This window comes from Candidatus Lernaella stagnicola (assembly GCA_030765525.1).
GTDB classification, from domain to species: domain Bacteria; phylum Lernaellota; class Lernaellaia; order Lernaellales; family Lernaellaceae; genus Lernaella; species Lernaella stagnicola.
Genome location: JAVCCK010000028.1, coordinates 24272 through 49897, shown reverse-complemented (window position 1 = coordinate 49897; position 25626 = coordinate 24272). Strand labels below are relative to the sequence as shown.

Genomic DNA, 25626 nt, shown 5'->3' with positions numbered 1-25626 from the left:
CTCCTACAAGTCGAGATTCCCTTCGATGAAATCTCGAATAAGCGAACCCTCCGGCTCGTTTTTGATATCCGCTTTCGCAATCACCTGATGGATACGCAAATCGTGCAGCAGCGCGATGCGATCGGCGACCAGCATGGCGCTACTCATGTCGTGGGTGACCACCAAGCTCGTGACGCTCAGGTCTTCCTGCATTTTCAGAATCAACTCGCTGATGCGCCGCGTGTTGGACGGATCCAGGCCGGTCGTCGGCTCGTCCCAGAGAATCACCCGCGGCTCCAGCGCAATGGCCCGCGCCAGGCCGATGCGTTTGCGCATGCCGCCCGACAGTTCCGAGGGCATCAGGTGCGCCGAGCCCGGCAGGCCGACGCGATCCAGGTTGAGTTGCACTTTGTCCCACAACTCGTCGTGGGTCAGATTCAAATGGGCGCGCAGCGGATAGGCGATGTTGTCGGCCACGGTCATCGAATCAAAGAGCGCGGCCTGTTGAAACACGTAGGCGATGTCGGCCCGCACCTTGATCAGTTCGTCTTCGCCCATGGCGGTGATTTCCCGGTCGCCGAACCAGACGTGGCCCGCCTCGGGCGTCAACAGGCCGATGAGAATCTTAAGCAGCACCGACTTGCCCGTACCCGAGCCGCCGATGATCACCAGGTTCTCGCCTTCCTTCACGTCGATGGTGAGGTCGTCGTAAATGACCTTCGGGCCGAAAGACTTTTCGACGTGTTCGAAGCGGATCAGCGTGTCGCCTTTGGCCATCTGCTCCCCTTACCCGAACGGAATCATGGCGCGCGTCAAGAAGAAGTCCGCCAGAAAAAGGTAAATCAATCCGCCCACCACCGTCTTCGTCGTGGCCTGCCCGACACCTTCGGTGCCACCGTACGCCGTCATGCCGTTGTGGCACGCGATCAGCACGATGCCCACGGCGAAGAAATAAGTTTTGATCAGACCGGTGATCAAGTCGACCACTCCCACGCCGTCGATCGTATCGCTCAGATAGGTTTGGGCCGATAGCCCCACTTCCGTCACGCCCACCACCATGCCGCCGGCGATGCCCACGACGTCGGCCAGCATCGCCAGGGAGGGCAGGGCGATCAGCATGGCCCACATGCGCGGCACGACCAGCTTCTTGACCGGATTGGAGCCCAGGGCCCGGATGGCGTCGATCTGCTCGGTGACCGCCATGGAGCCCAGCTCCGCCGCGATGCCCGAGCCCACACGGCTGCCCACCACGACCGAGCACAACACCGGCCCGAGTTCGCGCAAAAAGGCGATACCCGTTACCACCGACACGTATTCCTTGCCGCCGAAACGGTCCAAGCCCACCGCGAATTGCAGCGCGAACACCATGCCCGTGAAAAAGGCCGTCAGCAGGGCGATCGAAATGGATTCGACGCCCAATAGCTGGACCTGCCGGAAAATCTCGCTGATCTCATAGGGCGGTTTCACCGACTGCACAATCGTCTGGCCGCCTAGCGAGATGACGCGGCCGAATCCCGCCATGGCGTCTGCCACCTTATGGCCGGTGCGTTGTAGGAAGTCAGTGGTTTTCACGGACTACTCCGGTTGATCGTAGGCGCGGCTTTGATGGAAGCCGTTAAGCATTCCGCGAAAATCGCCAAGGCACACGTCGAAATTCTCCGGCGTGCTTACGTAGGCGAAGTCGTACACCCAGTCATCGATGCGCACCACGACGAGCGCTAGTTGCACCGCGGCGCCGTCGAGCCGCCCGCGGGCCACCGTCCACAACGCCTGCCGGTGGTCGACCTCGATCATCTCGTGCTCGTGGATGCGGCGCTCGGCCAGGTCGAACAGCAGGTGATTGCGCAACGCGACCAAACCCGCATTGCGATTGGGCGCGTAGACGACGTTGACCATAATCGCTTGGCCGTGCACTTCGTTGAGAAAACCGGCCTTCGCTTCGCCACGCAGCAATTTGCGCCAGCCAAAGGGCAGGGCGCCCGTCGTGAAGCGCACGCCTTCGGCGGCGATCACTTGGCTGGGCACGCCATCGCGGGCGGATTCCATGGGGTCGATGACCGGCCTTGCCTTGCCGCCGCAGGCCGGTAGACCGGCGACCAGAAGCAGCGCGATCAATGCGCAGACTGCACCGCGAAATGGCATAGCGGCCCTCCCATTCGAGTTGTACGCTGGCGGATATCTCACTCCAAGATACCTAACGGCACGGATTAACGTCAAACTAAATTCCCGGCGCCGCAGCGGGCAGGATTTCCTCGCGCAGCAGCTTGCCGACCAACTCGGCCAACACCGCGTAGCCGCGCTCGTTCGGGTGGCCGCCCAGGTGCTTCTCGGTGATGTCCGCCGTGGCGATGAATTCCAGAGAGAAGTCGGTGCCGAAAGCGCGGGCGTCGCAGAAGTGGAAGCGCGGCCGCGTCGCCGCCGCGGCGAAAGTTTCGTCAACCCACGATACCGGCGTCCAGTAATTGAGCAGCACCACCGGACACGACGTCCGCGCGGCCAGCGCGTCCAGGTCCATTTCAATCCAGCGCCGCATCATGGCGATTTCGCCCGGGCCGTCCACGTAGAGCATGTCCTCATATTCAAGCGTTTCCGTGTTGCGCTCCTCGCGCGCCAGGCCTTCAAGCCGGCGCACTGTGATCTGGCTGAGTCGAAACGCCCGGCTTTCCGAAAGCAGATAGCGCGCCCAATCGCGATAATCACCTTCGTGCACCAGTTCCGGCGCGATGCGCGCCCGGCGCAGGTTGTGGTCGTTGTTTTTACCCGCGTTGAAGATGATGGCAACCGGCGCTCGCGGCGTGTGTTCGAGAAACGCGAGCACGCTATCGGCGGCTTCGGAACTGTTCTGGCCGCCGAGCCCCAGGTTAATCACCCGCGTGATACGTCCGCCCCGTGATTCGTTAAGCAAGGCCTCGAGCTGTTCGGGGTATCCCAGGCCGCGTGGCGCGCCTTGCCCGGCCGTGTGGCTGTCACCCGCGCAGACAATCAAATCGTCGAAATGGGTTTGCACCTCGTTGTCAGGCGGGCGCACGGTCACCGTGATCGTCACCGACGCCAGGCGCAATCCCAATTCGATCAGCGCCGCGGCGGCGACCAATCCCAGCAACACGGCGAACGCTCGAAGCAGTCGTGATCTTGCTTGGCTTGTCATGGGGCCAGAATGGCAAAGGGACGCGATCTTTTCAATTGCGCTCAGTAACCCACCGCGTGCTCGCCGGCCGGTGTGATGATCGCCTGGTCCAGTTCACGATCGACCGACGCGCCGGGCCATACGATGCAGTGATGCAGACGGGCGGCGGGACCAACGTGCGCGCCGTGGCCTACGATCACGTAGGGCCCCAAAACGGCCTCGTCGTCTACAAGCGCGTCGGGGGCGATCCACACCGGCGGGCGTGTGACGCGCGGCGGCTTCTCGCTCCATACCTGGGCGGACGATTCACGCACGCCGTTCAACGCGAAGGTGAAACCGCCGGGGTCGTCCAGCAGCGCCCATTGCCCCAGCAGGTAGTCGTAGGGTGTACCCAGATCGAAAAAACGCGCGCCGGCAAAATGCGCCCGGACCGCGCCGGGGCGGCTTTCCAACAAGGGGACGTAAGCGTGGCGAACGATGCAGAAAACGTCGTCGTTCGGCAAAAAGTCGAACAGACGCGGCGAGAGGGCGTGCGCGCCGACGAACAGACCGCGGCGTACGCCACGTTGCCCGCGCAATTCGGCGAAATCGACGATGGCGCTGCCGTCGTCGACTTCCACCGCGCCGTACTTGGCCGTGCGGGGATCGTCGAGCAGCAGCAGCGTGGCCAGGGCGTCGCTCTTGCGGTGCGCGGCCAGCAGGGCGGCCAGGTCGGCGTCGCAAATCGTGTCGCCGTTGAGCAACAGCACGACGTCGGCGTCGGCGAGGCGGTCGCGGGCGTTCTTCAACCCGCCGCCGGTGCCGAGTATTTCGGGTTCGAACAGGGTTTGAATCGGCAGACCGAAGGGGGCCGGGTCCAAGCAGGCGCGCAGCGTGTCGGGCAAATGGTGCAAATTGACCACGACCGTGCGCGGATTCAGCGGCGCCAGTTGCGAAAGCGTAAACTCAATCAACGGCCGGCCGAGTACGGGACACGCCGGTTTGGCCAGGGTGTGGGTTAGGGGTTGCAGGCGCGTACCGAAGCCCGCGCCAAGCACCATCGCGGCTGGGCCGCTCACGCCAATTCCGGCACGTAGGGACGCAACGCATCGACCAGTGGCCGCAACTCCGGCGCGCGCTCGACATAACCCGCCAGGTACGACAGCGTGCGCGGAATATCTTTCTCGTAGCCGGATTTGTGCTTCACCCGCTCGATGAAAACGAAACGCCCGGCCACCTTGAGGTTGCGTTGCATAGCCGTGGCCCACAAGTTCGTGCGGAAGCGCTCGCGATCCAGGGTGTCGCCGCCGCGCTTATCCCAGGTTTCGAAGTAGTGCTCGAGCAATTCGTCCACCAGCGGCCAACCCAAATCGATGTAGCTGTCGCGCAGCAGCGAAACCAAGTCGTAGGTCGCGGGGCCCAGCAGGGCGTCTTGAAAATCGATGACCACCAGGCGCTCGCCCGCCACCATCAGATTGCGTGCGTGGTAATCGCGGTGTACGAACACCCGCGGCAGCGCCGCCAGGTGTTCCGACCACTGCCGAAACAGGGTGTCGATCTCTTGCTCGGCGGACGCCGGCAACTTGCCGTGCCGCGCCTCGATGCCGTACTCGAGGAAATGGCGAAATTCCCAGTGGAACAACTCGGTCGTGAAAGCCTGCTTGGCGGCGACGCAGCGCTCGCCCAATTGACGCGTCCCTTCAAGCTGCAAATACACCAATTGCTCGATGGCCCGGCGGTACAGGCGCGCGGTGCGTTCGTGGTCGCTGCCTTGCGCAATCTCCAGCAGAAGCGTGTTGCCCAGGTCTTCCAGGAGCAGCGCCCCGAGTTCGTCGACGCTGCTGAGCAGCACCTGTGGCACCGGCAGGCCGATGCTTTCCAGAAAGCGGTGGATGTTGAGGAAGGGCAGCTCGCCGCTTTCGTCGTGGTACAGCGTCACCTCTTCGGATTTGATGAAGGGCCCCGCGTCGGCCAACTTCATGAGCACGGCCGTTTTTTTCCGGCCGAACGCGCCGTAGCTTACGCGGTAGTAGCTGCGGTCGGAGGCGTCGCCGCCCATGCGATGCACGACCAGGTCGTAGGGGGCCACATGTTCAAATTCGCTGACGGCGCGTCGCGCCAGTGTCGCTACCTGCTCGGTCATGCCAAATCCTCCGCGTGGGTTTGCCAAAATGTCTTGACGCTCTCCAGGCGCGCGTGTCGCTTGGCCGTCGCGTCGGGCGTGTCGCCGGACGGGCCGGACAGTTCGAAGGTAAACAGGTTCACGTGCGGCGCGTTCATGCGCAACGTCGAAAGCGTCGCGGGCCAGTCGATGTTGCCCTCGCCGGGCGGCAGGTGATCGTCGTCGATGCCGAAATTGTCGTGGACGTGCAGGGCGCGCAGGTGCGGCGCGGCGGCGGCCAGTTCCACCAGCAATCCGCCGTCGATATGGGCGTGGCCGGTATCCAGGCAGATGCCCGTCGCCTCGCCGTAGGCCCGGCAGGTGTCAGCCAGCAGCGCCGTGCGCGATTCGGGCATCATGATGTTTTCCAGCAAGATGGTCTGCCCGCGCTTTTCGCAGGCGGGTACGAGCCAATCCAGTGCCGCGTGCAGGCGTCGCCGATTGCTGCCGTCGCGTTTGAAGGTCGCGGTCGGATGCAGCACGAAAAAGCGGCACCCGAGACTCGTGGCCACTTCGAGCAGGCGCTTGGTCTTGGCGGTCATGACCTCACGCACGTCCTGGTCGGGAGCGGCGAAACTGATGAAGCGGAAATCCGGCGAGCCGAAATCGACGTAAAACGGCAAATGGATGCTGCCCACGCGCAGGTGCAGGTCGGCCAGCCAACCGCGCAACTCGGCGACCGCCGCGTCGTCTTCGTACGGAAAATGATGCCCCGCGGCCCACAACTCGATCGTGCCGAAACCGGCCGCGGCGACGTGCGCCAGGTGCTCGCGGCGTAGTCGATCGAAGACGAATAGGTGTGTGCTGATAGAAGGTTCCATTGCCCGGCGTTGTAACAAGCCCCGGCCCCCGGTTCAACCGTCAAGGTAGCATGGCGTGGAACTCGTCGCGCATCACGTGCCCCTCGTGCTCCAGCAGACGGCGCTTCAAGGCCAGCGCTTCCATGCCGCCGCCGAAGCCGTGCAGGTGCCCGTCCGAGGCCACCACCCGGTGACAGGGTATCACCAGCGGAAACGGATTGCGGGCCATCGCCGCGCCCACCGCGCGGGCCGCGTTCTTTCGCCCCGCTTGCTCGGCCAGTTTGCCGTAGGTCGTGACCGAACCGCGTCGAATCGCCACGCAGGCTCGCATGACCTCCCGGCGAAATTCGCTGATGCCGGTCCAATCCAGCTCGCGCAGGGAGAAACGCACCGGCTTGCCCGCCAGGTAATCGGCCAGCCGGGCGGCGAGCGGCGGGAGCTTGCGGCCGCGACTCGTGGCGGCAACGGCCTGGCGCTGCTCCTCACCCGGCAATAAAATCGCCAGCACGCGGGGGAACGATTCGTCGCTCCAGATCAGCGCGATCTCGCCCAGTTTGCTTTTCAGAAGGTGATGATAGTGTTCGGCATTCCACGTCTTGCGAATCATCGCGCCTCCTCGGCAAGCGTTGCGGCCACCGCCTCGACCAGTGCGTCCCGGGTGGCGACCAGGCGTTCCCACGTGATGTCGCGCCGTCGGCGGCCGTCGGCCAATTCCATGTTGGGCCAGTGCACGAAGGCGGCCGGGCGCCCGTTTTGTTGCTGCCATTGCAGCAGCGCAAAATAGACGTCGTTGCAAACATAGCCCCCGGCGCTGTTGCTGATCGTCAGGCGATGACCGGCGGCGCGCAAGCGGTCGCGTATCGCTTCCAACGGCAGCGTGTTGCGCAGCGCCTCGGGCCATGAGGGATCGATGCGCCGCCCGTCGTTTTCCTGCACGCCGTCATTGTCGGGGACGGCGGCGTCACGCAGGTTGTGGGCGTAACGTTCCAGCCGCGGGGTCCTCGATGGCGCCACTCCGAACGACAGCACCGCGTCGGGCTCGATGCGCCGTAAAAGCTCGCGCAGCAGGTCGGCCGAGCGGTCGAACACGACGGGTTTGATCAGCCGGGCGACGACCCGCACGTTGCCGACACGGAGGCCGTCGACCCCCTGGGCCAGATCCCACGACGAGTTGCGTCGCACGTGGCCGAAGGGGCCGAAGCCGGTGACCAGTAGTTGCTTTGTTGACGCCATGATGAGCCCTCGAAGTTATCCGCCATCAAAGCAAAGAGCGGCGGCTCGGTCAACGCGGCGGGAATGGAGACGACCCTAAAACATCAAAATCGGACGCATTCGGCCACCATCGGTCGTTAATTTGAGTCCGAAACGACGCTTTTTTGCGACGCGCCGGTCACGAAACGAGTCCCATTGACGCATTTGGTGACCGCCCGGGCTTTCTTGTTTGGGGGCCTTTTGTTAGAAGGGGCATTCGTTTTGAAAGGCGGTGGATATGCAGCGCGAGCAGATTTTAACACACGGCGACTTTGACGGTATTGTCTCGGCAGCGCTCGTCGGTCTTTGGACCGGCATTGATTTTGTTTTTTTCACGGGCCCGGAGAACCTGCGGCGCAACCAGATCGGCGAGCGGGACATCGTCTGCGATTTGCCGCACCCGGCGGTGGAATGTCGCGCCTGGTTCGATCACCACCCGAGCAACATTGAAGAGGCCGCGGAGATGGAGTGGTCGGTCGGCGAGGGGGCGGCGGTCGATGCGCCGTCGGCGGCGCGCGTGATTTTCGAGCATTTGAAAGACCGCGTGGAGTTTCCGCCCTTCATGGCCGAGACGGTGGAGGCGACCGATCGCGTCGATACGATGGACTACGAGACGATCGACGACTGGCTGGCCGAAACGCCGGAGAACATTCTCAACAACACGATTTTTCTTTCCGGCGAGGATATGCAGCAGGCGCGGCGCTACATGTGGCGGCTGATCGAGATGATCCAAACGCAGCCCCTGGACGAGATCGCCGACAACCCCGCGGTGCTCGAGCGGTACCACCGCAGCCAGGAACACGCGCGCCGGGCCAGCGAAACCATCAAGCAATCCGGGCGTTTGATTGCCGGCGGCCAAATTTGTCTGCTTGATTTTTCCGACATGAAAGTGGCACCGCGCTTTTCCAAAAACCTGGCGTACACGGTCTACCCCGAGGCGGCGGCGGTGCTGCAGATCATGCCGGTGTTGCAGGGCGGGCGCAAAACCAACGACCTGCGCTTGTCGATATCGCTCAACCCTTTTATCAAGCAGGCGGTAGCCGGTCACGACATGGCCGAGATCATGGAACAACTCGACCTGGGCGGCGGGCATCCGGCGGCGGCGGGCGGCAAAATCGCGGCGCGTTCGAAAGACGAACGCCTGCAGCTTAAGGAAAACGTCGTTTCGGACATCGAGCGTTTGTGGAGAAAGCAGGCCGACGCCTAATCGCGAATCGACTTGCGGAGTTTCTCGAGGCGGGCGCGCTCTTTGGAATCTTCGTCCGTTTTGGCGATCGCCGTGCGTAACAGGCCGTCGGCGGGATTCCGAACATCTAGTTCCCGAGCCAAGTCACCCAAGGCCCGCACGGCGCGGTCGGCGCCCTTGTGATTCGGGTGCCGTCGAAGGAAATCGCTGTAGGTCCGCATGGCGTTTTGCGGCTGCCCGAGTTGATACCGTTCGGTGGTGGCAATCACCAGTAAGGCCTGCGAGGCCTGCGGGGATTTGGGGAACAGCCGAACCACCTCGCGCATCGTTTCCAAGCCCGAAAGGTCCCCGGCGCGTAACAATCGCCGGCCCGCCAGGAACAACTGCCGCGCGTCCTCATATTTGTATTCACCGGTCGATTTGGGCAGCGTGTGAGTGGCCTCGGCGGACTTGATTTCTTCTTCGGTGACCGGTCGGCGCGACAGCACTTTGTAGCAAGAGGAAAAGGCCCACGCGAGTAGCGCGATGGTGGTCGACCACACGACGATGCGCCGCAGCCACACCAGCGGCGAGGCCGGCAGCGGCTTTTCGAGCACGGGCAGATCGTCGAACTGCGGGGGCTTCTTGCCGTTGTCTCGTTGCTTCACCATACTTGCAGAATGGGCGCGCGGGCGGGCGCTGTCAAGTTGCCGCGCGGCTGCAGATACGCGAAACTTCTTGACAATCTTCGTCCGTCTTCTTACCGTCAGAGAGACGCCGGGGAGGGCCGAAGGGTAGGGTTTTATTTGTGAGCACCGTTCTAATCGTCATCCACAATCGCAGCGAATTGAGACGCTTTGCGACCAAGTTCCGTGAAGCGGGCTTTGATGTCGTGCCCGCTGCCGATGGCTTGTCCGGGCTCGACTTGTTCCACGAAACGCAGCCCGATGCCGTGATCATCAACCTGCTGATTCCCAAATTGTCGGGCGGCGAACTGTGCAAACGTCTTAAAAGCGACCCCGAAGGCACCGAAGTGCCCGTGGCTATTTTGAGCGGTTTGTTCAAGCGCACCGACATGGCCGACCGGGCCCGACGCCAATGGCAGGCCGACGCGTATTTTCAGGCGCCGCACGACATCGACGAGATCGTCCGCCACATCGAAAAACTCGTCGCCGACGCCCCGCCGCGGCCCAAGCGGCCCGCGCCCGAAGTCGACGAACCGGACTTGGCGGTCGAGGAAGATCCGGCCGAACTTCTCGACGAGGAATTCGGCGACGATGCGCCCGTACACAGCGAGGCGGACGACGCGACCCCCGAGGAACCGGATTTGGATGCGCTGATCGACAAGGCGATGGCCGAGTTGGAGCACATCGACTTGGTCGATCGTTCCCCGAAAGTGGCGCAGATCAACGAAGAGATTACGGCGGAAAAGAGCGAGCGAACGACCGCCGCATCGGATAATCCCCTGGCCGATCTGCTGGCCGAGTTGGAAGATTCGGCGGGCCGACCTGAGCACGAGGAAGAAACCGCTGCGCCCGAAGCGCCGCCGGCTGAGGTCCCGCCGGTGAAGCGACCGCGCGCGAAGGTCAGCGCCACGGAGGCGAGCGACGAGTTTTCGTATGAAGGCGAGCTGGCCGACGTCAGCGTGCCGGAGTTGATGGCGCACCTATATTTCGCCCGCCAAACGGGAATTCTGGAACTGAACTCCCAGGGCACGTACAAGCACGTGTATTTCGACCGCGGCCGCGCGGTCTACGTGGAGAGCGAAGGCCGGCAGGAGAGCCTCGGACAAATTCTGCTGAGGCAGGGAATCATCAGCGAAGACGACTTGATGCTCTCGCTGGCCAACATGGCCACGTACGGGAAGAAGCAAGGCGGCGCGTTGGTTGAGATGGGAATGATCAACCCGATGCAGCTTTATCAGGCGTTGCGGCTGCAAATGCGCGAGAAGCTGCTGAGCCTGTTTCAGTGGTTCGACGGCGACTATTACTTCGACGCCTCGCCCTTCGACAAATACAGCCTGACGATATTCGAAAATCCCATGCCGCAGATGATTCACGACGGCATCGCGCAGAGCTACGACGGCGATTCGTTGGCGGAGATGTTTTCCGGATTGCTCGAGCAGGTCGTAGTGCGCAACGAACCGATGCCCTTTGACGAACGCGAATTCGATGCGGACGAAGACCTGTGGAAAGTCTACGCCCTGATCGACGATCGCCGCACGATCGCCGAGGTGGTGGCTGATTCGCCGCTGGAGGCCGGGCCGACCTACGTGCTGCTTTTCGCCATGCTGATTCTGCGCATGTACGACCGCGCCCGCGCCGAGGAAGTCGTTCCCGCCGACGAGTCGGTCGAAATTGAAGTCGAATTGCCGCTCGAGGAAACGACCCCGGCGGCCGACGACGATTTCATTCTGTTCGACGACGAACCGGAACCCGAACCGACACCCGAACCATCCGCCGCTCCGCCCGAACCCGCCGACGAGTTGGATTTCGCATTCGAGGACGACGGGGACCTCGAGACGATATCCGAGGCCGAACGGTTGGAGGACATCGAGAAAGATCTGCGCGCTTTTGAAGAGGGCGACGGCGAACCGGGCACCGGCGGGCCGAAGCTGCCGGCCGCCGAAGCGGGCGAATTGGTGGCGATCGACGGCACCGGCGGGCCGGCCGCGGACGCGGACGACCCCGAGTTGGCCACCTTCACGATGGAACAGTATTTGAAGCTGGAAGGGGCCAATCATTACGAAGTATTAGACGTGGATCGGGACGCGAAGCCGCTGGATTTGAAGATGGTGTATCACGCGGTGGTCAAGCGCCTGCACCCGGACATGGTGGCGAGCAAGCTGGGTCCCGACATGCGCGAGAAAGCCAAGGCGGTGGTTCAGGCGGTTACCGAAGCATACGAGGTATTGTCGAGCCCGAAGAAACGCGCCGAATACGACAGCCGGCTTACCGGCGAGGGCCAGGAGCTAAAGGAGCGGCACATCACGACGATTTTGGCCGCCGAGCGAGCGTTCAATCAGGGCATGATCGCGTTGCGCCGCAACCACTTTCACGACGCGCAGGAACATTTCTCCGAAGCCTGCGAGTTGTTCCCGGAAGAAGCCGAGTACCACGCTTATTTGGGTTGGGCGCTGTTTAACGACCCGAAAGTCGATGCCAAGGAACGCGCGACGTTGGCGCGGGAGTCGGTCGAGCGGTCGCTGCGCATCAACTCCAAGGGCGACAAGGCTTACTATTTCCTGGGCAAGATCATGCTGCGCTACGGCAGTAAGGATAAGGCGCGGCAGATGTTCGCCATGGCTTACCGTTTCAACAAGGGCAACGAGGACGCGCGTAACGAGTTGCGGCGGTTGCAGGCCGAACGGGAGCGCGAGCGAGCGAAATTGGACGCGGAAATCGAGACGGTCGGGGTCGGCGACCTGTTTAAGAAAGACATCGATTTAGGCGGCGTTAAACGCGCCTTGAAAAAATTGTTCACCTAACCTTATCGCAAAAGCGGAGCCGTTTTCCCGCCGGCGCTGTAGTCTAGGTCGCCGGGGACGGTAGCGAAGTGTACGAGTAACGTCGGGAATGTATATCCGATCCTCCAACCGTGAGATGGGGCGGATGCGCGAACCAGGCAAGTCAAATCATTCGGACGGAACGGTAATCACGTGGACTACCGCGCCGATTCGTTACGCGATTTTCCAATATTTGATGGGCATAATCGCGGCCTTGTACTTCATGTGGCTGGAGGAGGGCTTGCTGGCCGTGCCGACGCCGACCTGGATGAAGGTCGTGTTTGTTTCGGCTGTGTTCCCGATTGCCTGGACGCTTGGGCGTATCTGGTTGTACCGGCGAGCGTGGCTGCGATGAGTTGGCGCCAATGGCTACGCCGCAATCAGGAGCCTTTCTGGGCGGTGGTGTTATTCGGCCTGTGGGTGGGCGGTTACTACCTGGTCGGCAGCTTTTTCGATCCGAACGAGGCGTATTCTCTCAGCACCTTCGCCGATGAAAACGTGCCCTTCGTTCCCCTCATGATTTTCCCTTATTTGGCGTTGTATTCAGTATTCTTGCTGCCCTTCTTTTTGGTGCGCGGCAAAGAGTTCTTTCGGGTTTGCGCGCTGTCCTACATCACCGTGATGGTGTTCTCGTATCTGATTTTCTGGGGTTTTCCCGTCATCATGAACCGGGCCGAATTCGAGGTGGTCGACTTCGCCACCTGGGCGGTGGCTACGGTGTACGCCGGGGATGTGCCGGCCAATTGTTTTCCGAGCATGCACGCGGCGATGTCGATGATGGCCGCGCTGACGATCTACCACGTTGATCGCCGCCGGGGCATGATCGTATTGGGCGTGACGATCTTGATCGGCTTTTCCGCGTTGATGGTCAAACAGCATTACATCGCCGACATTTTGGCCGGGTGGGCCGTGGCGTTGATGACCTTTTACGCCTATTTCCAGCAGCGCGTGCAGGATATTATCTCCCGCGACCTGCGACGCGTGCCGCAGGCGATCGACCACTATATCGACGAGGTTTTGGAGAGGCGTCTGGACTCGTTGATCGAGCGCAAAGTGGACGAAAAGCTGCGGGATGTTCTCCCCGATTACGACCCGGACCGCCGCGACTCCCCGCAAAAAAAAGACCCCTCGCTTTGACCTCCGCCGTCGCCGTTGGTACCTTTTCCCATGGGAAAGGAGACCTCGGTGACTGACCGCGCCGCCGATAGCGAAAAACACATTCGCCGCTTGATGAAGACTGCCGGGCAGGTGCTCGATCCGGCGATGCGCAAGCATTTTCTGGTCGCCAAATTTCGCGTCATGGAGGACGAGGAAATCGCCGAGGCGATCTATCGCATGCAGAGCATTGCCTTGGCGGGCGACAGCGAGGCGCGCGTCGTGGTCGCCTCCGGGTTGGACGCGGGGTTGATACTGCGGAAGCTGGGCAAGGTTCGCGTGGGGCGGATTTACCACGAGGCCAAGCGCCGGGGGTATCTGAACGTCTGCAACCTGTTCCGCTCGCTGCGGCCGTTGAAAAGCCCCGAGGGCGACGAAGAGGCGTTCCTCAAGTATGGGTTGCCGGACTTGACCGTCGGCGAACGAAAAGCCGCGGCGCGCAGCCGCGACCCGAACATGTTGGCGCGGGTCGGCTACGACCCCGATCCACTGGTCATTCGCCAATTGCTGAAAAATCCGCGAGTGATCGAGAAAATGGTCGTGACCATCACCGCGCGACGTCCCAACCGGCCCGAAGTGCTGGAGATCGTGTATCGGTCCGCCAAGTGGCGCGCGCGGCCGGAAGTGCGCCGGGCCTTGGTGCGAAATCCCTACACCGCGCCGCATTTGGCCATGGCGCTGGTGCCGATGCTCAACCGGCAGGAATTGGAAGACGTCGCCTACGACGGCAACATCCACCCGGAGGTGCGCGAAGCGGCCGAAAATGCCTTGGAAGCGAAAAAACAAGCCCTGCAGGAGACCGAGAAAGAAAACGAACCGCCCGCCGCCAAACCGTCGCCGGAAACCTGGCACTAGAGCTTTACAGCCCCCGTCATAATGCCTAGGCTGACCTCAGAGAAACGGAGAGGAAAAAACAATGAAGCATTTCACCGCCATCCTGACCGCAGCCTTGATCATTCTGTTTGCCGCCTCGGCCGGCGCGGCTATCACCAAGGGCCCCTATTTGCAGAGCCCCTCGACCGAGAGCATGGTCATCGCCCTGGAGACCGACGAGGACCTGGAGGCGACGGTGGAAGTCGGTCTGGACACAAACTACGGGCTGGAATTCGTCGGCGACGGCAACCATTTCGTATTCGACACCTACGAGCGTTACAGCTACGCGATCACCATCGACGGCCTCGAAGCGGATACGTCCTACCACTACCGCGTGACAGTGGGCGGGGAGACGACCGAAGACTTCATCTTTTCCACAGCGCCCGATGAACTGGTGCCCTTTCGTTTCGTGGTGATGGGCGACACTCGCGGCGGGTCGACCTCGGCGCCGAATTTGGAGCATGAAGCGTTGGTGGACAAGGTGATCGACGAGGGCGTTGATTTCTACATCAACACCGGGGACATGGTCAGCAGCGGCATCGATTTGGATGCGTGGGATTACTTCTTTGACGCCGAGCGCGATTTGATCTCGCAAACGGCGCTTCTTCCGGTCATCGGCAACCACGAGATGGACCAGGAATGGGGAGTCACCGGTTTGGGCATGTTCAGCCGCGTGTTCGAGACGCCCAACCACGGTTTCTTCGAGACCTTTTACTCGTTCGACTACGTCAACGTGCGCTTCATCGTGCTGGATTTGGAGAACTGGTATACCTTCGTCCTGCCCGGCGTGCTGCAGCACGATTGGTTCGAACAACGCCTGCAGGAATTTCAGGACGATCCGAGCCTCAACTTCTGTTTCGTCGCGTTCCACCAGCCGCCCTTTTCCTATAAGGATGGGCGCATGGGCCATATCGTGGCGCAGCTTTATGTGCAGCCCTTGATGAAGAAATACGGAGCCGTGGCGGCCTTCGAGGGGCACGACCATTTTTACGCGCGGCACCGCATGAACGGCATCGACCACATCGTTGCCGGTGGTGGCGGCGCGCCGTTATATGATTTCCAGACCTTCCCCGCGCCGCCGACGCTGCCGGGTTACCAGATGCACGACCGCTCCAATCACTACATTGTGGTGGATGTCACGCCGACCGAAACCGCGTTAACGGTCATTCGGCTCGATGGGACCGTGATCGAAACGTTCTCGTACACCGCCGATCCGCCGCAGTGGCCCGTCGACGATGACGATGACGACGACACGACGCCCGTTGATGATGACGATGACACGACACCCGTCGACGATGATGACGATGACACGACACCCGGCGATGATGATGACGACGATGCGACGCCGACGGACGACGACGACGACGATGATGACAACAACGACGACGACAACGACGATGATAACGACGACAGTGGTGGGTGCGGGGGCTGATCGAACCGGACGGTTAAGGAATCAGGATCCGCCCTTGGTCAACTCCTGGCGGCGTAGGCAACCTTCGATGTAACCGCGAATTTTGGCTAGCGCTTCGAGATCTTTCTCGTCGAACTGCACGCCGATGATGCTTTCCTGGTCGGAGTAATTCACGCGGACGACTTTACAGGACAGGTCCTCGATTTCGGACCCGTCGGGCAGCGTGAAGCGCAAACTCACGTCATCGCCGAGGAACTGGTTTTCTTCGGTGGCCATGGCGGCGCCGAAAAGGGAGACGTCCAGCATGTCCCACTCTTCGCCATCTTCGGTGTGAACTTTGAGGTACAGCGGGATTCGCGGGCTGCGCCGCAGGTTTTTCACTTCCACGACTTCGGGGTATTCCAGCAACCACATGGCGAAGGGCCCTTGCTGTTTGTGCAGCAGGCGGGTGATGAAACCGTACACCGTGCCTTCCAGCAGGTAGCGAACGATCAATTCGGAACCTGTGGGGATAATCAGCATACGATTATCCATCGGTAACGTGGTGATCAGCACTTGCTTCGGGGACCAACCGACAACCAAAGCCTGCGCGCGAAGGCGCCGCTTTTTTTGAATCAATTCAATGAACACGGGAATACCGACCTGGAAGTTCGGCGCGACTTCCCCTTTGTTGAAAATCAAAGATTCGGTTTTTTCGCTTGAAGTTTTGGCCATGGCCCCACCAACCTTCTGGTTCATCGTTCGTCGATAGTTGCGATGCGAGAACGCCGATGCAGTATTCCCCGACGGCGATTCTAAATCACAGGTGAGCGAAGTCAAGCTTTCGCATAGCGAACATTCGGTTTGGGTGTTTATACTGCGAAGCTAACCTAACGCGATATCCCTGATGCGGTCCAGCCAGCTTTCTTTCTGTTTGCCTTTTTTCGCGGCGCGGCCGTTCTCGGGCGAGCACGCGATGAATTCCCGCAGCAGCTCTTCTTGGCGTTTGTTGAGCTTCTTGGGAATCGCCACGTTGACAAAAAAGATCAAGTCGCCCCGGCCGTATCCCTGTATGTGAGGCACGCCTTGTCCCGAAATCTTGATCGACTGACCCACTTGCGTGCCTTTGGGAATCCTTACCGTCGTTTTTCCCTCGAGGGTTGGCACTTCGACTTCCGCGCCCAGAGACGCTTGGCAAAAGTTGACCGGCAGTTCGGCCAATAGGTCGTTGCCGCGACGCTGGAAGAATTCGTGTTCCAATACGTGCAGGAAAATGTACAAATCGCCCACCGGGCCGCCGCGTTCGCCGCCTTCGCCTTTGCCGGCCACCCGCAACCGATTGCCGTCTTCGACGCCGGCGGGAATGTTCACCGAGACTTGCGACATCTCGATTTGCTTGCCGGTGCCGTTGCATTCGCGGCAGGGGTGCTGGATGATTTTCCCCGCTCCGCGGCAGTGGGGACAGGTCGTAGTCAACGTGAAAAAGCCTTGGTTGCGCCGCACTTGGCCGGCGCCGCCGCAGGTGGGGCAGGAGACGGCCTCGGTGTCCGGTTCCATCCGCGACCCCTGGCAGCGCTTGCAAGTTGCGTAGCGTTCGATATCCACTTCCTTGGTGACACCGAACACGGCTTCCTCGAAATCGAGTTCCAAATCGTATCGCAAATCGGTGCCGCGCCGCGGGCCGCTACGCCGCCGGCTGCCGCCTAAGTTGAAGAATTCCTCGAAGATGCCGCCCATCGAGGAGAAGATGTCTTCGAAATTCGAGAATCCCTGGTATCCCTGTCCCTTCAGCCCGTCGTGGCCGTAGGTGTCGTAGATACGCCGTTTTTCGGGATCGGAGAGTACTTGGTAGGCTTCGCTGGCTTCTTTGAATCGTTTTTCGGCTTCGGGGTCGTCGGGATTTCGGTCGGGGTGGCTGGCGAGGGCGATTTTGCGGTAGGCCGATTTGATTTCGGCGTCGCTGGCGTTTCGCGCTACGCCAAGTATTTCATAGTAGTCCTTACGGACCATACCGCCATACCTTTAATCGTTCAGGACAATCCAGCGACTCCGAGCTATTCCTCGGTCGCAATGTCGTTTTCGTCTTCCGGGGTTTCGAGGTCAAAAATAGCTTCCTTGGGGACGTATTCGAACTCGCCGGCCACATCCGGAAGCTGTTTCATAAACTGCTCGTATTCTTTTTTCGTCGTAAGCCCCGTGTCGATATGCCGTTCTACCAATCGCACATCGAAAATCTGATCGGGGGTCGAAATCGTTGTCATGGCTGCATTCCTCCGAGGCTAAATGTCGTCCGCAATCTGGTCGATGTCGTCAAGCGACTGAACCAGGCGCACTTTATTGGCGGCGATCTCACGCAAAGCGTTGACCACAAACTTGTTGTCGGTGGGTGTATCGCCGAGGTATTGGCTGCCGCGCATCAATTGCTTCGTGCGGTAGGAAGTAGCCAGCACCAACGCAAAGCGATTGGGAATTCGTTCGATGCAATCTTCAACAGTTACGCGAGCCATGGCGGCCTCCTTTTCATCGACGTCCGTTGCGCCGACGAACAATATAAGCACTTCTTACAAGAACGGCAGTGTATCCGGTTTTCAGTCACCGGCGTCGGGAGTTGCGTCCTCCCCGCTTACCGGGGGTTTCTCCGAAACCGGCTTCTTAATCTCATCTATGCTCTGGGGAAGATCGTCCAGCAACTCGGGTTTCACAAGGTATACAGCGCCCTCGAAACCGCCGGACACCAGAGCGATCAAACGCTTCTCATCCAGGCCCGGCACGTCTTCCATTTTTGACTTTTCCCAGCGGCGCAACGGCGCGATTTCGCCCGGCACAACCACATCGGAAAAGCGAATACTTTCAAGGATCTGCGCCTCGTCACCCAAGAAGGTGATGTGGCTGACACCGCTGCCGCGCACGGCGCGCGACAACTTGCGGACACGCCGGTCGTCGATCAGGCTTTCGGCCCGCCAACCCAAGACGTTTTCGAGCAATTGCTCGATCTTCTCCGCATCCACCGGGCGCTCATCGGCAAATGCCCAGCCCCCGGCGGAGCGCGACACTCTAAACGATGCCCCGGGGCTTTGCAAGTCAATCATCGCGACCTTTTCTTTGTCCAAAGCGGGGATCAAGCGGCGGTCTCGCAGGCCGCGACGCGTCACCCGGAAGGGTTGCAAGTCGTTTTGGTTGACGGCCATCACCGCGGCGCGATCGGTTACGCGAGCGTAGAAGGCGGCGCCTTTTTCCTTTTTTGCGCCGACTTCCAGCACGATTTCGATTTCATTCTCACCCCGGCCGTAAGCGGCGCGGACCACGAGGCTCGGCTTTTCGAAGCCGCTGAGTGTTGTTTCATCGGGTTGGTCGATGAATTCGCCGGTTTTGAGCGCAGCCACCCTGTCCAGGATGCCTTTGACGACTTCCTGATCGGCGATGGGCCCGGTCGGCGAATCCAGGTGCCATGTCAAATCGGAGGGTAGCACCAGATCGTCATCTTCTTCGCCGGCGGGTTTTTCGCCGACCAGGGTGATCGGCGGTGCGTCGGCGGCGGCCAAGGTGACACGGTGCAGTTTCTTTTCGGCATCCGGCGGCGCCAACAGCGCGGTCCGGCGGAAGTCGTCCGGCCTTTTTTGTAGAACCGAAAGGCTGCTCTCGGAAACCAGGTAGACGACGCTCTCGCTCTCGGGTTTGACGTAGGCCGTGTTGCCGACGGCGTTTTTCCCGCCGATGCGCACGCGCTTGACCACTTCACCGGTCTCGTAGGAGATCACGGCGCGCGGTTCGGCCAGGCCGAAGCGGCGAATCGCTTCTTCGTCTACGTCGGTGATTTTGCGCTCCGGGCGGGCGTACTGCACGGCGCTGATCAGCGACTGCACGCTCCATTGCTCGGTTTGATCCTGGAAGGGCTCGGTCATCCGCCATGATTCGCCTTCGGGCGCCTTTTCGAACACCAGCTTGCTGTCGGCGCGCTCGAAGGTGATTTTGCGCACGGCCTTGAAGTCGAGGTCGACGACTTTGTCGCCTTCGGTGTCAACCTGTTCCTTTTCCCGCTGGTGCGGCAGTTCGTAGAGGAAGACGAACATCGCCAACGCCGCAAGCACGATGGCCAGGATCAGCGTTTTTTTCGTGTTCATTCGCGCCTCCGGAAGATGGCGACACCGATGCCGAACATCACCACAAGCTGCGGAAGCAGAAAGACCGAGGCGAAGAAGATCAGCGCCGTATCTTTTTGCGTCAGCGTGAACACGTCGGGCGCGAAGGTGTTGGCGCGAATCGAAATGTACGCCTCCTGTCCCGTCGCCCAATTGATGGCGTTAAAGAACAGGTCGGCGTTGAAGCCCTGTGCGACGTAGAGATTACCGGCGAAATCCGCGTCGCCGATCACTACGAGCTTGGCGGTTTTTGCCGCGTCGCCTTCGCCGATCTTGCGCGTGGCTGTCGCGCCCAGCACCAGCGGCCCGCGCGTGTCCTCGCCGTCGCGCAACACCGGCTGATCGTCGGCATTGTCGTAGAACGCGAAATCGGTCTCGCCCCAACTCTGGGTGCCGGAACTCAGGAAGGGCTCAACAATCACGCCTTTCGGCGCGGCAATTTTCAAAGAACGAGCCTCGTGGAAGATCGTGGGATTCTCGCCGAATTTCTTGGTGATTTCGTGGACGCCGTAATCCAGCACGACCGGATCAAGACCCAGCACCGAACCTTCGAAGAGCTTCACCTGCCGGTCGACGATGACGTTGTCCATCAACGAGATTCCGTACTCGGCCAGCAATCCTTCCAAGCCGGTCTCGGTCATCGGGTCGGCCATGATGATCAAGCGACCGCCGCCGTCGGCGTATTGCTTGAGAATCTGCACTTCGTTTTCGGGCAATTTCTTCGTCGGCCCGGCCACGACGACCAATCCCGCGTCGGCCGGCACGGCGCCGGCGGTCAGCAGCAATAGGGGTTTGAGGGTCAGGTTTTCGTTTTCGAGCCTTTTTTTAATGAGCGCGAAGCCGCGTTTCTCGTTGCCGTCCAGAGGCACTTCGCCGTGGCCTTCGAGAAAGTACACCGCGCCACCTTGCGGCGCGCTGACTTTCATGACGGCGCTGGTCAATCCCTGCTCGGTGATGTCGAGCGTCACGTTGGTTTGTCCGGTGCAGGCGGGCTGGGCGAACTTTTCCTGTTCGGACAGCTCGGGCCTGTCGCAGGTTACCGCGACGGCGCCGCGTTCGGTGATGGCGTAGCGGGCGACGGCCTCCGGGTGCAGGTCGGGGTCGATGACTTGCGAGACGACCCGGTCGCTGACATCGGTGTACTTTTCGGCGAGTTTTTCAAAAGGCGCGCTTTCCCCGGCTTTGAAGAAGCCGACCAACTCGATTTGTCCGCCGGGCGGAATGTTTTCCAGCACCGTGGCGGACTGATCCGAAAGCGTGTTGACATGGGCCGAGGTGAGGTCGAATTTCTTGGACCGCCCGGCGACGATGACGTTTGCGAACACGAGGATGCCGAGAAACACCACGGTGTAAACAACGGCATTCGTGCCGAACTTCAACATCGTGCCGCTTTCGCGTTCGAGTTGATCCTCTTTGTGCTTGCTCCAGTTGGCGACATGGATCACCAAGGCGATCGTCAATCCGAGCAATCCGAGACCGCCCATGACCAGCGGGAAAAGCAGTTCGTAAACGGCTTCGAAATTCAGAAACAAGAGGCTGAGGCCGGCGAAAACCACCAACACCAAGCCTTCCCAAAACCAGATGCGGGCAAAAGTCTTCATGGTTTACCTCCACCTCGTGGATTCCACAGCGCGAGTGGCCAGGAACCAGAAGAACAGAATGAAGCTGATGAAATACGTCACGTCGGACAACTCGATGACGCCTTGGCCGAAACGCTCAAAGTGTTCGGTCATCGCCAGGTAACGCATCACTTCGCCAACAATGCCCGGTTGCGATTCCGCGATCCAACCGAGGATCCAAAACACGAGCAACACGGCGAAACTGGTGATCGCCGCCACAAGTTGGCTGCGCGTGAGGGTGCTGGCGAACAAGCCGAAACTGATGAAGCACGCGCCCATCAGCAGCAGGCCGACGTATCCAGTGATCAGCTTGCCCAGATCGGGCATCGCGTATTTGGCCAGAATGGCGGGGTACACGAAGGTCATCACGAGCAGCAGCGCGTAAAAAGCAAGCGCCGAGAGCAGCTTGCCCGTGACGATTTGGCCGATACTGACCGGGCTGGTCAGCAGCAGTTCATCGGTGCCTTGATTCCGCTCCTCGGCGAACAGGCGCATCGTGATCAGCGGCACAATCAGCAGCAGGATCACGTTGATGTTTTGAAACAGCGGCGTGACGATCATGTCGTTGATGTTGAGTTGCTGCATGTACATCGGCTGCATTTGGGCGTAACCGATGTAGCGGTTGTAGGACATGATCATGTCGTAGAAGAAAAAGCCGGTCAGCATGAAAAAGGCCGTCATCACCACGTAGGCCACTGCGCCGCCGAAAAACTGCCGGAGCTCTTTGCCGGCGATGGCGAGAATGTTACGCATGGCTCGCCCCCTCTCTGGCGCCGATGGTCAGTTGAGCGAAAATTTCTTCCAGCGTCGGGCGCTCGTGACGCATTTCCAAAAGCCCCCAGCCTTGCTGCATGACCAGCAGGGCGATGTCCGGCGAGGGGTCCAGATTGGGCTCGCCGGTAACGAGAAACACACCCGACTCAGCGCCCGGTTCCACCTTCGCCACGCCCGGCGTATCTTCCAGCAGGCGGCGGGTTTTTTCGTTCGGCTCGGCCAGGCGCAGGTAGGTGCGGGCGCGTCCGCCGCCGGTTTTCGTAAGGTTTTCCAGGGTATCGGCCGCCACGACCCGCCCCTGGTCGATGATCACCACGTCGTCGCAGGTCATCGTGACTTCGGGCAGGATGTGGGTGGAGAGGATCACCGTGTGGTCGCCCGCCAGGGAGCGAATCAGCCCGCGGATCTCCTTGATCTGGTTGGGGTCCAGGCCGATCGTGGGTTCGTCGAGGATGAGCACCTCGGGGTCGGAAACCAGCGCCTGGGCCAGCCCGACGCGCTGCTTGTATCCTTTGCTCATCACGGCGATCCGCTTGTTCTCGTAGTCCCGAACGCCGCACTGGTCGATCACGCGGTCGACGTTGGCTTCCACCTCACGCCGCGGCACGCCCTTGATTTTGGCGACGAAACGAAGGTATTGGCGGACGGTCAAGTCGGGATAAAGCGGCGGGATTTCCGGCAGGTAGCCCATGTGGCGGCGGGCTTCCATCGGCTTCGTGAAAATATCGTGCGTGCCGATGGTGACCGAACCGGAGGTCGCGGGCATGTAGCCGGTAATGATGCGCATCGTGGTCGTCTTCCCGGCGCCGTTGGGCCCCAAGAAGCCGAGAATCCGGCCTTTTTTCACTTTGAAATCCACGCCACGGACCGCCGCGAAATCGCCATATTTCTTGTACAGATTTTTCACTTCAATCATCGAAAATCTCCAGCGATTGAGCGATTGTTATTCTAAGAGGTGGCGAACCCACTCCCCAAAAATTCATTCATATGGACTCAAAACAGCGTGCGAAAGTTAAAGACCATGGTGCGGCTTGTCAAGAGCGAAGCGGCTCGCTAACCCTACGAAATATTGAATTTTTACCGCAGAGACGCTGCGGGAGCGCACAACGCGTGCTAGAATTCGGCCCATGGGAAGACGTTTTATCACTCTCGGGCTGCTGATGGCCGCCGTCGCCGCGCTTTTTGCGTGCGAACATCGTGTTTCGCCGCGCGAGTTGGCGACCGTGAAAACGATCCTGCGACAAACCGTCATCGAGTATCAGCGACCGGTCTTCGCCGAGAAAATGGAAAAACAGAAAACGCCTTTGGAAGCACTGCAATACGCGCTGACGATTCAGGAAGACGTCGCCGGAAGGCACGGGTGGTCCTACGAGAAATATCTCGTGACTTTGCGGGCGGCGCGGCAACAAAGCGAGCAGGTCGAGCAGATGCTCGAACGCGTGCGAAAGGCGATTCGGGCCCACCAAAAGTTCCCCCCGAATTTGCTCTACGCCCTGGAAAGCATGGAGCGGCCCAGCGATGTGCCGATCCCCGAAGCGGACACGCTGCCCGAGGATCTGCTGAACGAGGCCTTCGATGAGCCGCAATAAACGCCTCGTGATCTGGCTGTGGATCGCGCTTCTTTGCCTCGCCTGCGCGGCGTGCGGCACCGGCGGAAACGATGACGACGACACAAAACACGACGCTATCGATGACGACGACGACACAATCGATGACGACGACAACGACAATGACACATCGCCCCCGCCGCCGGTGGGCGGTACGGACTACATTCTCATCGGTCCGCAGGCCTTGCTCGAGGCCGCCGAACCCCTGGCCGAGCACCACGCCGTCATGGGCAAAAACGTGTGGAGCGCGTCGTTGGAAGAAATCGCTCCCACCACCAACGCCGAGGAGCGCGCCCGCCTGATCCGCGAGTACCTGCAAAGCGCCTACGACGCCGCCCGGCGCCAGTACGTGCTGCTGGTCGGCGACCATCAGACGATCCCCGCCGTGTACATGGATCCCGACCCGACCTGGCCGGGTTTGTACGCGGGCTTGTCGGATGTTTACTACGGCGACCTGGCGGGCGATTTCGATTTCGACGGCGACGGGCGATACGGCGAGTGGGAAGACGATGTGTACGACTACGTGCCGGAAATGTTCGTCGGCCGCTTGCCCTTCCACGAGCCCGAACGAGTCCACGCCGTGGCCGAGCAGAGCGTCGCCTTTGCTCTCGAGGACGCCGACCATAAATGGGACACGCTGCTGGCCGCGGGGAATATTTCCATTCCCGGCGATGCGGCGATCATCATGGAAGCGATGGTGAATTGGATCGTCGCCCCGGGCGGTTACGGCTGCTGGCGGATGTATGAAGCGGGCGGTTTTATTGAACCCGACGGTTTGCTGGATCACGAAAATTTCGTGGAGCGCGTGGCCTCGCACCCGCCGGGCATGACCGTGTGGGCCAGTCACGGCAACGCGGCGTGCGCGTCCGCGGGCGAGCCGTTTGTGTGCAACACCGACGCGGAAAGTTTCGCCGCCAATCCGCCCGGCGTGATGATGAGTTCCGGTTGCCGCAACGCCGATTTGAGCGTGTATGACAACCTGGGCGCGTCGCTGCTGGGAAGCGGGGCGGTGGCGTTTGTCGGTTCGACCACGACGACGGATCCCGGAATGCTCGGCGAGGGCAGCTTGGTGTTTTTGACGATGGTCGACCGCGCGCTCAACGGCAACCTGCCGCTGGCCGAGGCGTTGGCGGTGGCGCGGGGCCGGTACATGGAATTGTTTTTCCAGCCCGACGGCTTCTACGACGTCGGCCTGTTCTGGATGAACTTTTTCGGCTTTACGCTGCTGGGCGACCCGGCGCTGCGGTACTGGGCCGAAGAGCCGGCGGAACGATGAGCGGGCGCGGCGAAACATCCACCTTCGCCATAGCGGGATCAGCGGGCGTGGCGGTGCTGGCCTACCTGCTCGTGGCGGTCACAGCCTTCCGATCCCTCGGCGGCATGCCGGGCGATTTGTTCTTCGTCGCTGTTCAACTGATGTCGCTGCCCGTTGCGTGGTGGGCGATGCGAGCCTTGGGCGCGACGCGGATACGTAGCGACCTGACGCCGATCACCGAAAGTGCGGCGCTGGCCGGCGGCTTGCTGCTGGCCATGCTGGCCCTGATCGGCACGCGCCCAGCGGTGGGCGATACCCTCACTTTTTTCCCGGCGGCGGTACTGGCGGCATTGGTGATCGCGGTCGCGGAAGAATCGTTGTTTCGCGGCGCGTTGATACCGCTGCTGGCCCGGCGCTTCGGCTTCTTCCCGGCGGTGGTGTTCGGCGCGGCGCTATTTGGAGCCGGGCACCTGCAGGCCGGGATCGGATCGGGGCTCGCCGCGTTTTTGGTCGGCCTGGCCCTGGGCGGTCTGTATTTGCGCAGCGGTTTGGGTGCATGCGTGGTGTTTCACGCCGCGTTCAACATCCTGGCCGGTCCTTTTTTTGGCTTGCACGTCGGCGGCCTGCCTTGGCCGGGCCTACTGGAGCCGGCGTTGTCGCATGACCCTCTCTCTTCTCTTCCAGTGCAATTGGGAGCCCTGTTGTTGGCGCTTTGGTGGGCGCCGTTCGGCGTGCGCCGTGGTGACGTTCGGCGTCGCGCGGCGTAACGGCGAGGTTCGACAACCCAGGCGCGCTTGCTATGATACAGCCGTATTGTTACAGCACGGCAGGGTGGAGGCGCGGCGGC

27 protein-coding genes are annotated in these 25626 nt (G+C 61.0%); 9 read left to right on the top strand and 18 right to left on the bottom strand.

The annotated features are described in order from the left end of the window. Nucleotides 1–3: 3 nt before the first annotated feature. From P9L99_13585 to P9L99_13545, 9 genes are all read right to left on the bottom strand, one after another. Entirely contained in the window at nucleotides 4–756 is a 753-nt protein-coding gene (locus P9L99_13585; GenBank protein MDP8224391.1) for an ATP-binding cassette domain-containing protein, read from the bottom strand. A gap of 9 nt (nucleotides 757–765) precedes the next feature. Continuing rightward, a complete protein-coding gene (locus P9L99_13580) occupies nucleotides 766–1551 on the bottom strand; it encodes an ABC transporter permease (GenBank protein MDP8224390.1) in 786 nt (261 codons plus the stop codon). A gap of 3 nt (nucleotides 1552–1554) precedes the next feature. Then, nucleotides 1555–2121, bottom strand: a complete 567-nt coding sequence (locus P9L99_13575; protein MDP8224389.1) for a hypothetical protein — start codon at nucleotides 2119–2121, stop codon at nucleotides 1555–1557. 76 nt (nucleotides 2122–2197) lie between these two features. Next, a complete protein-coding gene (locus tag P9L99_13570) occupies nucleotides 2198–3085 on the bottom strand; it encodes an SGNH/GDSL hydrolase family protein (protein MDP8224388.1) in 888 nt (295 codons plus the stop codon). An 83-nt stretch (nucleotides 3086–3168) separates the two neighbouring features. Further along, entirely contained in the window at nucleotides 3169–4164 is a 996-nt protein-coding gene (locus tag P9L99_13565; protein ID MDP8224387.1) for an NDP-sugar synthase, read from the bottom strand. Then, nucleotides 4161–5228: a phosphotransferase gene (locus P9L99_13560; protein MDP8224386.1), complete on the bottom strand. Its 1068-nt coding sequence runs from the start codon at nucleotides 5226–5228 to the stop codon at nucleotides 4161–4163. The genes P9L99_13565 and P9L99_13560 overlap by 4 nt, the downstream gene beginning before the upstream one ends. After that, nucleotides 5225–6067: a sugar phosphate isomerase/epimerase family protein gene (locus P9L99_13555; protein MDP8224385.1), complete on the bottom strand. Its 843-nt coding sequence runs from the start codon at nucleotides 6065–6067 to the stop codon at nucleotides 5225–5227. The genes P9L99_13560 and P9L99_13555 overlap by 4 nt, the downstream gene beginning before the upstream one ends. Nucleotides 6068–6107: 40 nt before the next feature. Then, entirely contained in the window at nucleotides 6108–6653 is a 546-nt protein-coding gene (locus P9L99_13550) for a methylated-DNA--[protein]-cysteine S-methyltransferase (protein ID MDP8224384.1), read from the bottom strand. Next, nucleotides 6650–7279: a pyroglutamyl-peptidase I gene (locus P9L99_13545; protein MDP8224383.1), complete on the bottom strand. Its 630-nt coding sequence runs from the start codon at nucleotides 7277–7279 to the stop codon at nucleotides 6650–6652. The genes P9L99_13550 and P9L99_13545 overlap by 4 nt, the downstream gene beginning before the upstream one ends. A gap of 256 nt (nucleotides 7280–7535) precedes the next feature. Between P9L99_13545 and P9L99_13540 the strand changes: the two genes are divergently transcribed. Then, the gene (locus tag P9L99_13540) at nucleotides 7536–8504 is read left to right on the top strand and encodes a hypothetical protein (GenBank protein ID MDP8224382.1); all 969 of its coding nucleotides are present in this window, start codon (nucleotides 7536–7538) and stop codon (nucleotides 8502–8504) included. Here P9L99_13540 and P9L99_13535 read toward each other — a convergent pair. Further along, a complete protein-coding gene (locus tag P9L99_13535; GenBank protein MDP8224381.1) occupies nucleotides 8501–9133 on the bottom strand; it encodes a tetratricopeptide repeat protein in 633 nt (210 codons plus the stop codon). The two genes, P9L99_13540 and P9L99_13535, sit on opposite strands and share 4 nt — an antisense overlap. 137 nt (nucleotides 9134–9270) lie before the next feature. Between P9L99_13535 and P9L99_13530 the strand changes: the two genes are divergently transcribed. The 5 genes from P9L99_13530 (at nucleotide 9271) to P9L99_13510 (ending at nucleotide 15427) form a co-directional block, all read left to right on the top strand. Further along, nucleotides 9271–11949 (top strand): DnaJ domain-containing protein, encoded by a 2679-nt coding sequence (locus P9L99_13530; GenBank protein ID MDP8224380.1) that lies wholly within the window; start codon nucleotides 9271–9273, stop codon nucleotides 11947–11949. A gap of 88 nt (nucleotides 11950–12037) precedes the next feature. Beyond that, nucleotides 12038–12322, top strand: a complete 285-nt coding sequence (locus tag P9L99_13525; GenBank protein MDP8224379.1) for a hypothetical protein — start codon at nucleotides 12038–12040, stop codon at nucleotides 12320–12322. After that, entirely contained in the window at nucleotides 12319–13104 is a 786-nt protein-coding gene (locus P9L99_13520; GenBank protein ID MDP8224378.1) for a phosphatase PAP2 family protein, read from the top strand. Before P9L99_13525 ends, P9L99_13520 begins: the two co-directional genes overlap by 4 nt. Nucleotides 13105–13152: 48 nt before the next feature. Further along, nucleotides 13153–13977: a hypothetical protein gene (locus P9L99_13515; protein MDP8224377.1), complete on the top strand. Its 825-nt coding sequence runs from the start codon at nucleotides 13153–13155 to the stop codon at nucleotides 13975–13977. Between the two features lie 61 nt (nucleotides 13978–14038). Next, nucleotides 14039–15427, top strand: coding sequence for a metallophosphoesterase family protein (locus P9L99_13510; protein ID MDP8224376.1), 1389 nt, complete (start codon nucleotides 14039–14041; stop codon nucleotides 15425–15427). Between the two features lie 21 nt (nucleotides 15428–15448). Here P9L99_13510 and P9L99_13505 read toward each other — a convergent pair whose 3' ends face one another. The 8 genes from P9L99_13505 to P9L99_13470 form a co-directional block, all read right to left on the bottom strand. Continuing rightward, nucleotides 15449–16120: a flagellar brake protein gene (locus P9L99_13505; protein ID MDP8224375.1), complete on the bottom strand. Its 672-nt coding sequence runs from the start codon at nucleotides 16118–16120 to the stop codon at nucleotides 15449–15451. Nucleotides 16121–16270: 150 nt separating this feature from the next. Next, entirely contained in the window at nucleotides 16271–17395 is a 1125-nt protein-coding gene (gene dnaJ, locus P9L99_13500) for a molecular chaperone DnaJ (GenBank protein MDP8224374.1), read from the bottom strand. Between the two features lie 44 nt (nucleotides 17396–17439). Continuing rightward, entirely contained in the window at nucleotides 17440–17646 is a 207-nt protein-coding gene (locus P9L99_13495) for a hypothetical protein (GenBank protein ID MDP8224373.1), read from the bottom strand. Between the two features lie 18 nt (nucleotides 17647–17664). Then, a complete protein-coding gene (gene rpoZ / locus P9L99_13490; GenBank protein MDP8224372.1) occupies nucleotides 17665–17892 on the bottom strand; it encodes a DNA-directed RNA polymerase subunit omega in 228 nt (75 codons plus the stop codon). 81 nt (nucleotides 17893–17973) lie between these two features. After that, nucleotides 17974–19506 (bottom strand): DUF4340 domain-containing protein, encoded by a 1533-nt coding sequence (locus P9L99_13485; protein MDP8224371.1) that lies wholly within the window; start codon nucleotides 19504–19506, stop codon nucleotides 17974–17976. Then, nucleotides 19503–21125 carry a Gldg family protein gene (locus P9L99_13480; GenBank protein ID MDP8224370.1) on the bottom strand — a complete coding sequence of 541 codons (1623 nt, stop codon included), beginning with the start codon at nucleotides 21123–21125 and terminating at the stop codon, nucleotides 19503–19505. The genes P9L99_13485 and P9L99_13480 overlap by 4 nt, the downstream gene beginning before the upstream one ends. Before the next feature lie 3 nt (nucleotides 21126–21128). Next, nucleotides 21129–21896 carry an ABC transporter permease subunit gene (locus P9L99_13475; GenBank protein MDP8224369.1) on the bottom strand — a complete coding sequence of 256 codons (768 nt, stop codon included), beginning with the start codon at nucleotides 21894–21896 and terminating at the stop codon, nucleotides 21129–21131. Next, nucleotides 21889–22833, bottom strand: coding sequence for an ATP-binding cassette domain-containing protein (locus tag P9L99_13470; GenBank protein ID MDP8224368.1), 945 nt, complete (start codon nucleotides 22831–22833; stop codon nucleotides 21889–21891). Before P9L99_13470 ends, P9L99_13475 begins: the two co-directional genes overlap by 8 nt. Nucleotides 22834–23044: 211 nt before the next feature. Between P9L99_13470 and P9L99_13465 the strand changes: the two genes are divergently transcribed. From P9L99_13465 to P9L99_13455, 3 genes are read left to right on the top strand one after another with little or no spacing between them, the layout of a single operon-like run. Then, on the top strand, nucleotides 23045–23506 hold the full coding sequence (locus P9L99_13465; protein ID MDP8224367.1) for a hypothetical protein: 462 nt from the start codon (nucleotides 23045–23047) through the stop codon (nucleotides 23504–23506). Further along, nucleotides 23493–24800, top strand: coding sequence for a C25 family cysteine peptidase (locus tag P9L99_13460; GenBank protein MDP8224366.1), 1308 nt, complete (start codon nucleotides 23493–23495; stop codon nucleotides 24798–24800). The genes P9L99_13465 and P9L99_13460 overlap by 14 nt, the downstream gene beginning before the upstream one ends. Then, entirely contained in the window at nucleotides 24797–25546 is a 750-nt protein-coding gene (locus P9L99_13455) for a CPBP family intramembrane metalloprotease (protein ID MDP8224365.1), read from the top strand. Before P9L99_13460 ends, P9L99_13455 begins: the two co-directional genes overlap by 4 nt. Nucleotides 25547–25626 lie beyond the last annotated feature (80 nt).

Excerpts from the sequence above, each read along its gene's own strand:
- P9L99_13510 (MDP8224376.1), top strand. The coding sequence starts at position 14,039 with ATGAAGCATTTCACCGCCATCCTGACCGCAGCCTTGATCATTCTGTTT.
- P9L99_13505 (MDP8224375.1), bottom strand. The coding sequence starts at position 16,120 with ATGGCCAAAACTTCAAGCGAAAAAACCGAATCTTTGATTTTCAACAAA.
- P9L99_13560 (MDP8224386.1), bottom strand. The coding sequence starts at position 5,228 with ATGACCGAGCAGGTAGCGACACTGGCGCGACGCGCCGTCAGCGAATTT.
- P9L99_13575 (MDP8224389.1), bottom strand. The coding sequence starts at position 2,121 with ATGCCATTTCGCGGTGCAGTCTGCGCATTGATCGCGCTGCTTCTGGTC.
- P9L99_13480 (MDP8224370.1), bottom strand. The coding sequence starts at position 21,125 with ATGAAGACTTTTGCCCGCATCTGGTTTTGGGAAGGCTTGGTGTTGGTG.
- P9L99_13545 (MDP8224383.1), bottom strand. The coding sequence starts at position 7,279 with ATGGCGTCAACAAAGCAACTACTGGTCACCGGCTTCGGCCCCTTCGGC.
- P9L99_13460 (MDP8224366.1), top strand. The coding sequence starts at position 23,493 with ATGAGCCGCAATAAACGCCTCGTGATCTGGCTGTGGATCGCGCTTCTT.
- P9L99_13520 (MDP8224378.1), top strand. The coding sequence starts at position 12,319 with ATGAGTTGGCGCCAATGGCTACGCCGCAATCAGGAGCCTTTCTGGGCG.
- P9L99_13470 (MDP8224368.1), bottom strand. The coding sequence starts at position 22,833 with ATGATTGAAGTGAAAAATCTGTACAAGAAATATGGCGATTTCGCGGCG.
- dnaJ (MDP8224374.1), bottom strand. The coding sequence starts at position 17,395 with ATGGTCCGTAAGGACTACTATGAAATACTTGGCGTAGCGCGAAACGCC.
- P9L99_13465 (MDP8224367.1), top strand. The coding sequence starts at position 23,045 with ATGGGAAGACGTTTTATCACTCTCGGGCTGCTGATGGCCGCCGTCGCC.
- P9L99_13455 (MDP8224365.1), top strand. The coding sequence starts at position 24,797 with ATGAGCGGGCGCGGCGAAACATCCACCTTCGCCATAGCGGGATCAGCG.
- P9L99_13585 (MDP8224391.1), bottom strand. The coding sequence starts at position 756 with ATGGCCAAAGGCGACACGCTGATCCGCTTCGAACACGTCGAAAAGTCT.
- rpoZ (MDP8224372.1), bottom strand. The coding sequence starts at position 17,892 with ATGGCTCGCGTAACTGTTGAAGATTGCATCGAACGAATTCCCAATCGC.
- P9L99_13525 (MDP8224379.1), top strand. The coding sequence starts at position 12,038 with ATGTATATCCGATCCTCCAACCGTGAGATGGGGCGGATGCGCGAACCA.
- P9L99_13495 (MDP8224373.1), bottom strand. The coding sequence starts at position 17,646 with ATGACAACGATTTCGACCCCCGATCAGATTTTCGATGTGCGATTGGTA.
- P9L99_13540 (MDP8224382.1), top strand. The coding sequence starts at position 7,536 with ATGCAGCGCGAGCAGATTTTAACACACGGCGACTTTGACGGTATTGTC.
- P9L99_13485 (MDP8224371.1), bottom strand. The coding sequence starts at position 19,506 with ATGAACACGAAAAAAACGCTGATCCTGGCCATCGTGCTTGCGGCGTTG.
- P9L99_13555 (MDP8224385.1), bottom strand. The coding sequence starts at position 6,067 with ATGGAACCTTCTATCAGCACACACCTATTCGTCTTCGATCGACTACGC.
- P9L99_13535 (MDP8224381.1), bottom strand. The coding sequence starts at position 9,133 with ATGGTGAAGCAACGAGACAACGGCAAGAAGCCCCCGCAGTTCGACGAT.
- P9L99_13475 (MDP8224369.1), bottom strand. The coding sequence starts at position 21,896 with ATGCGTAACATTCTCGCCATCGCCGGCAAAGAGCTCCGGCAGTTTTTC.
- P9L99_13550 (MDP8224384.1), bottom strand. The coding sequence starts at position 6,653 with ATGATTCGCAAGACGTGGAATGCCGAACACTATCATCACCTTCTGAAA.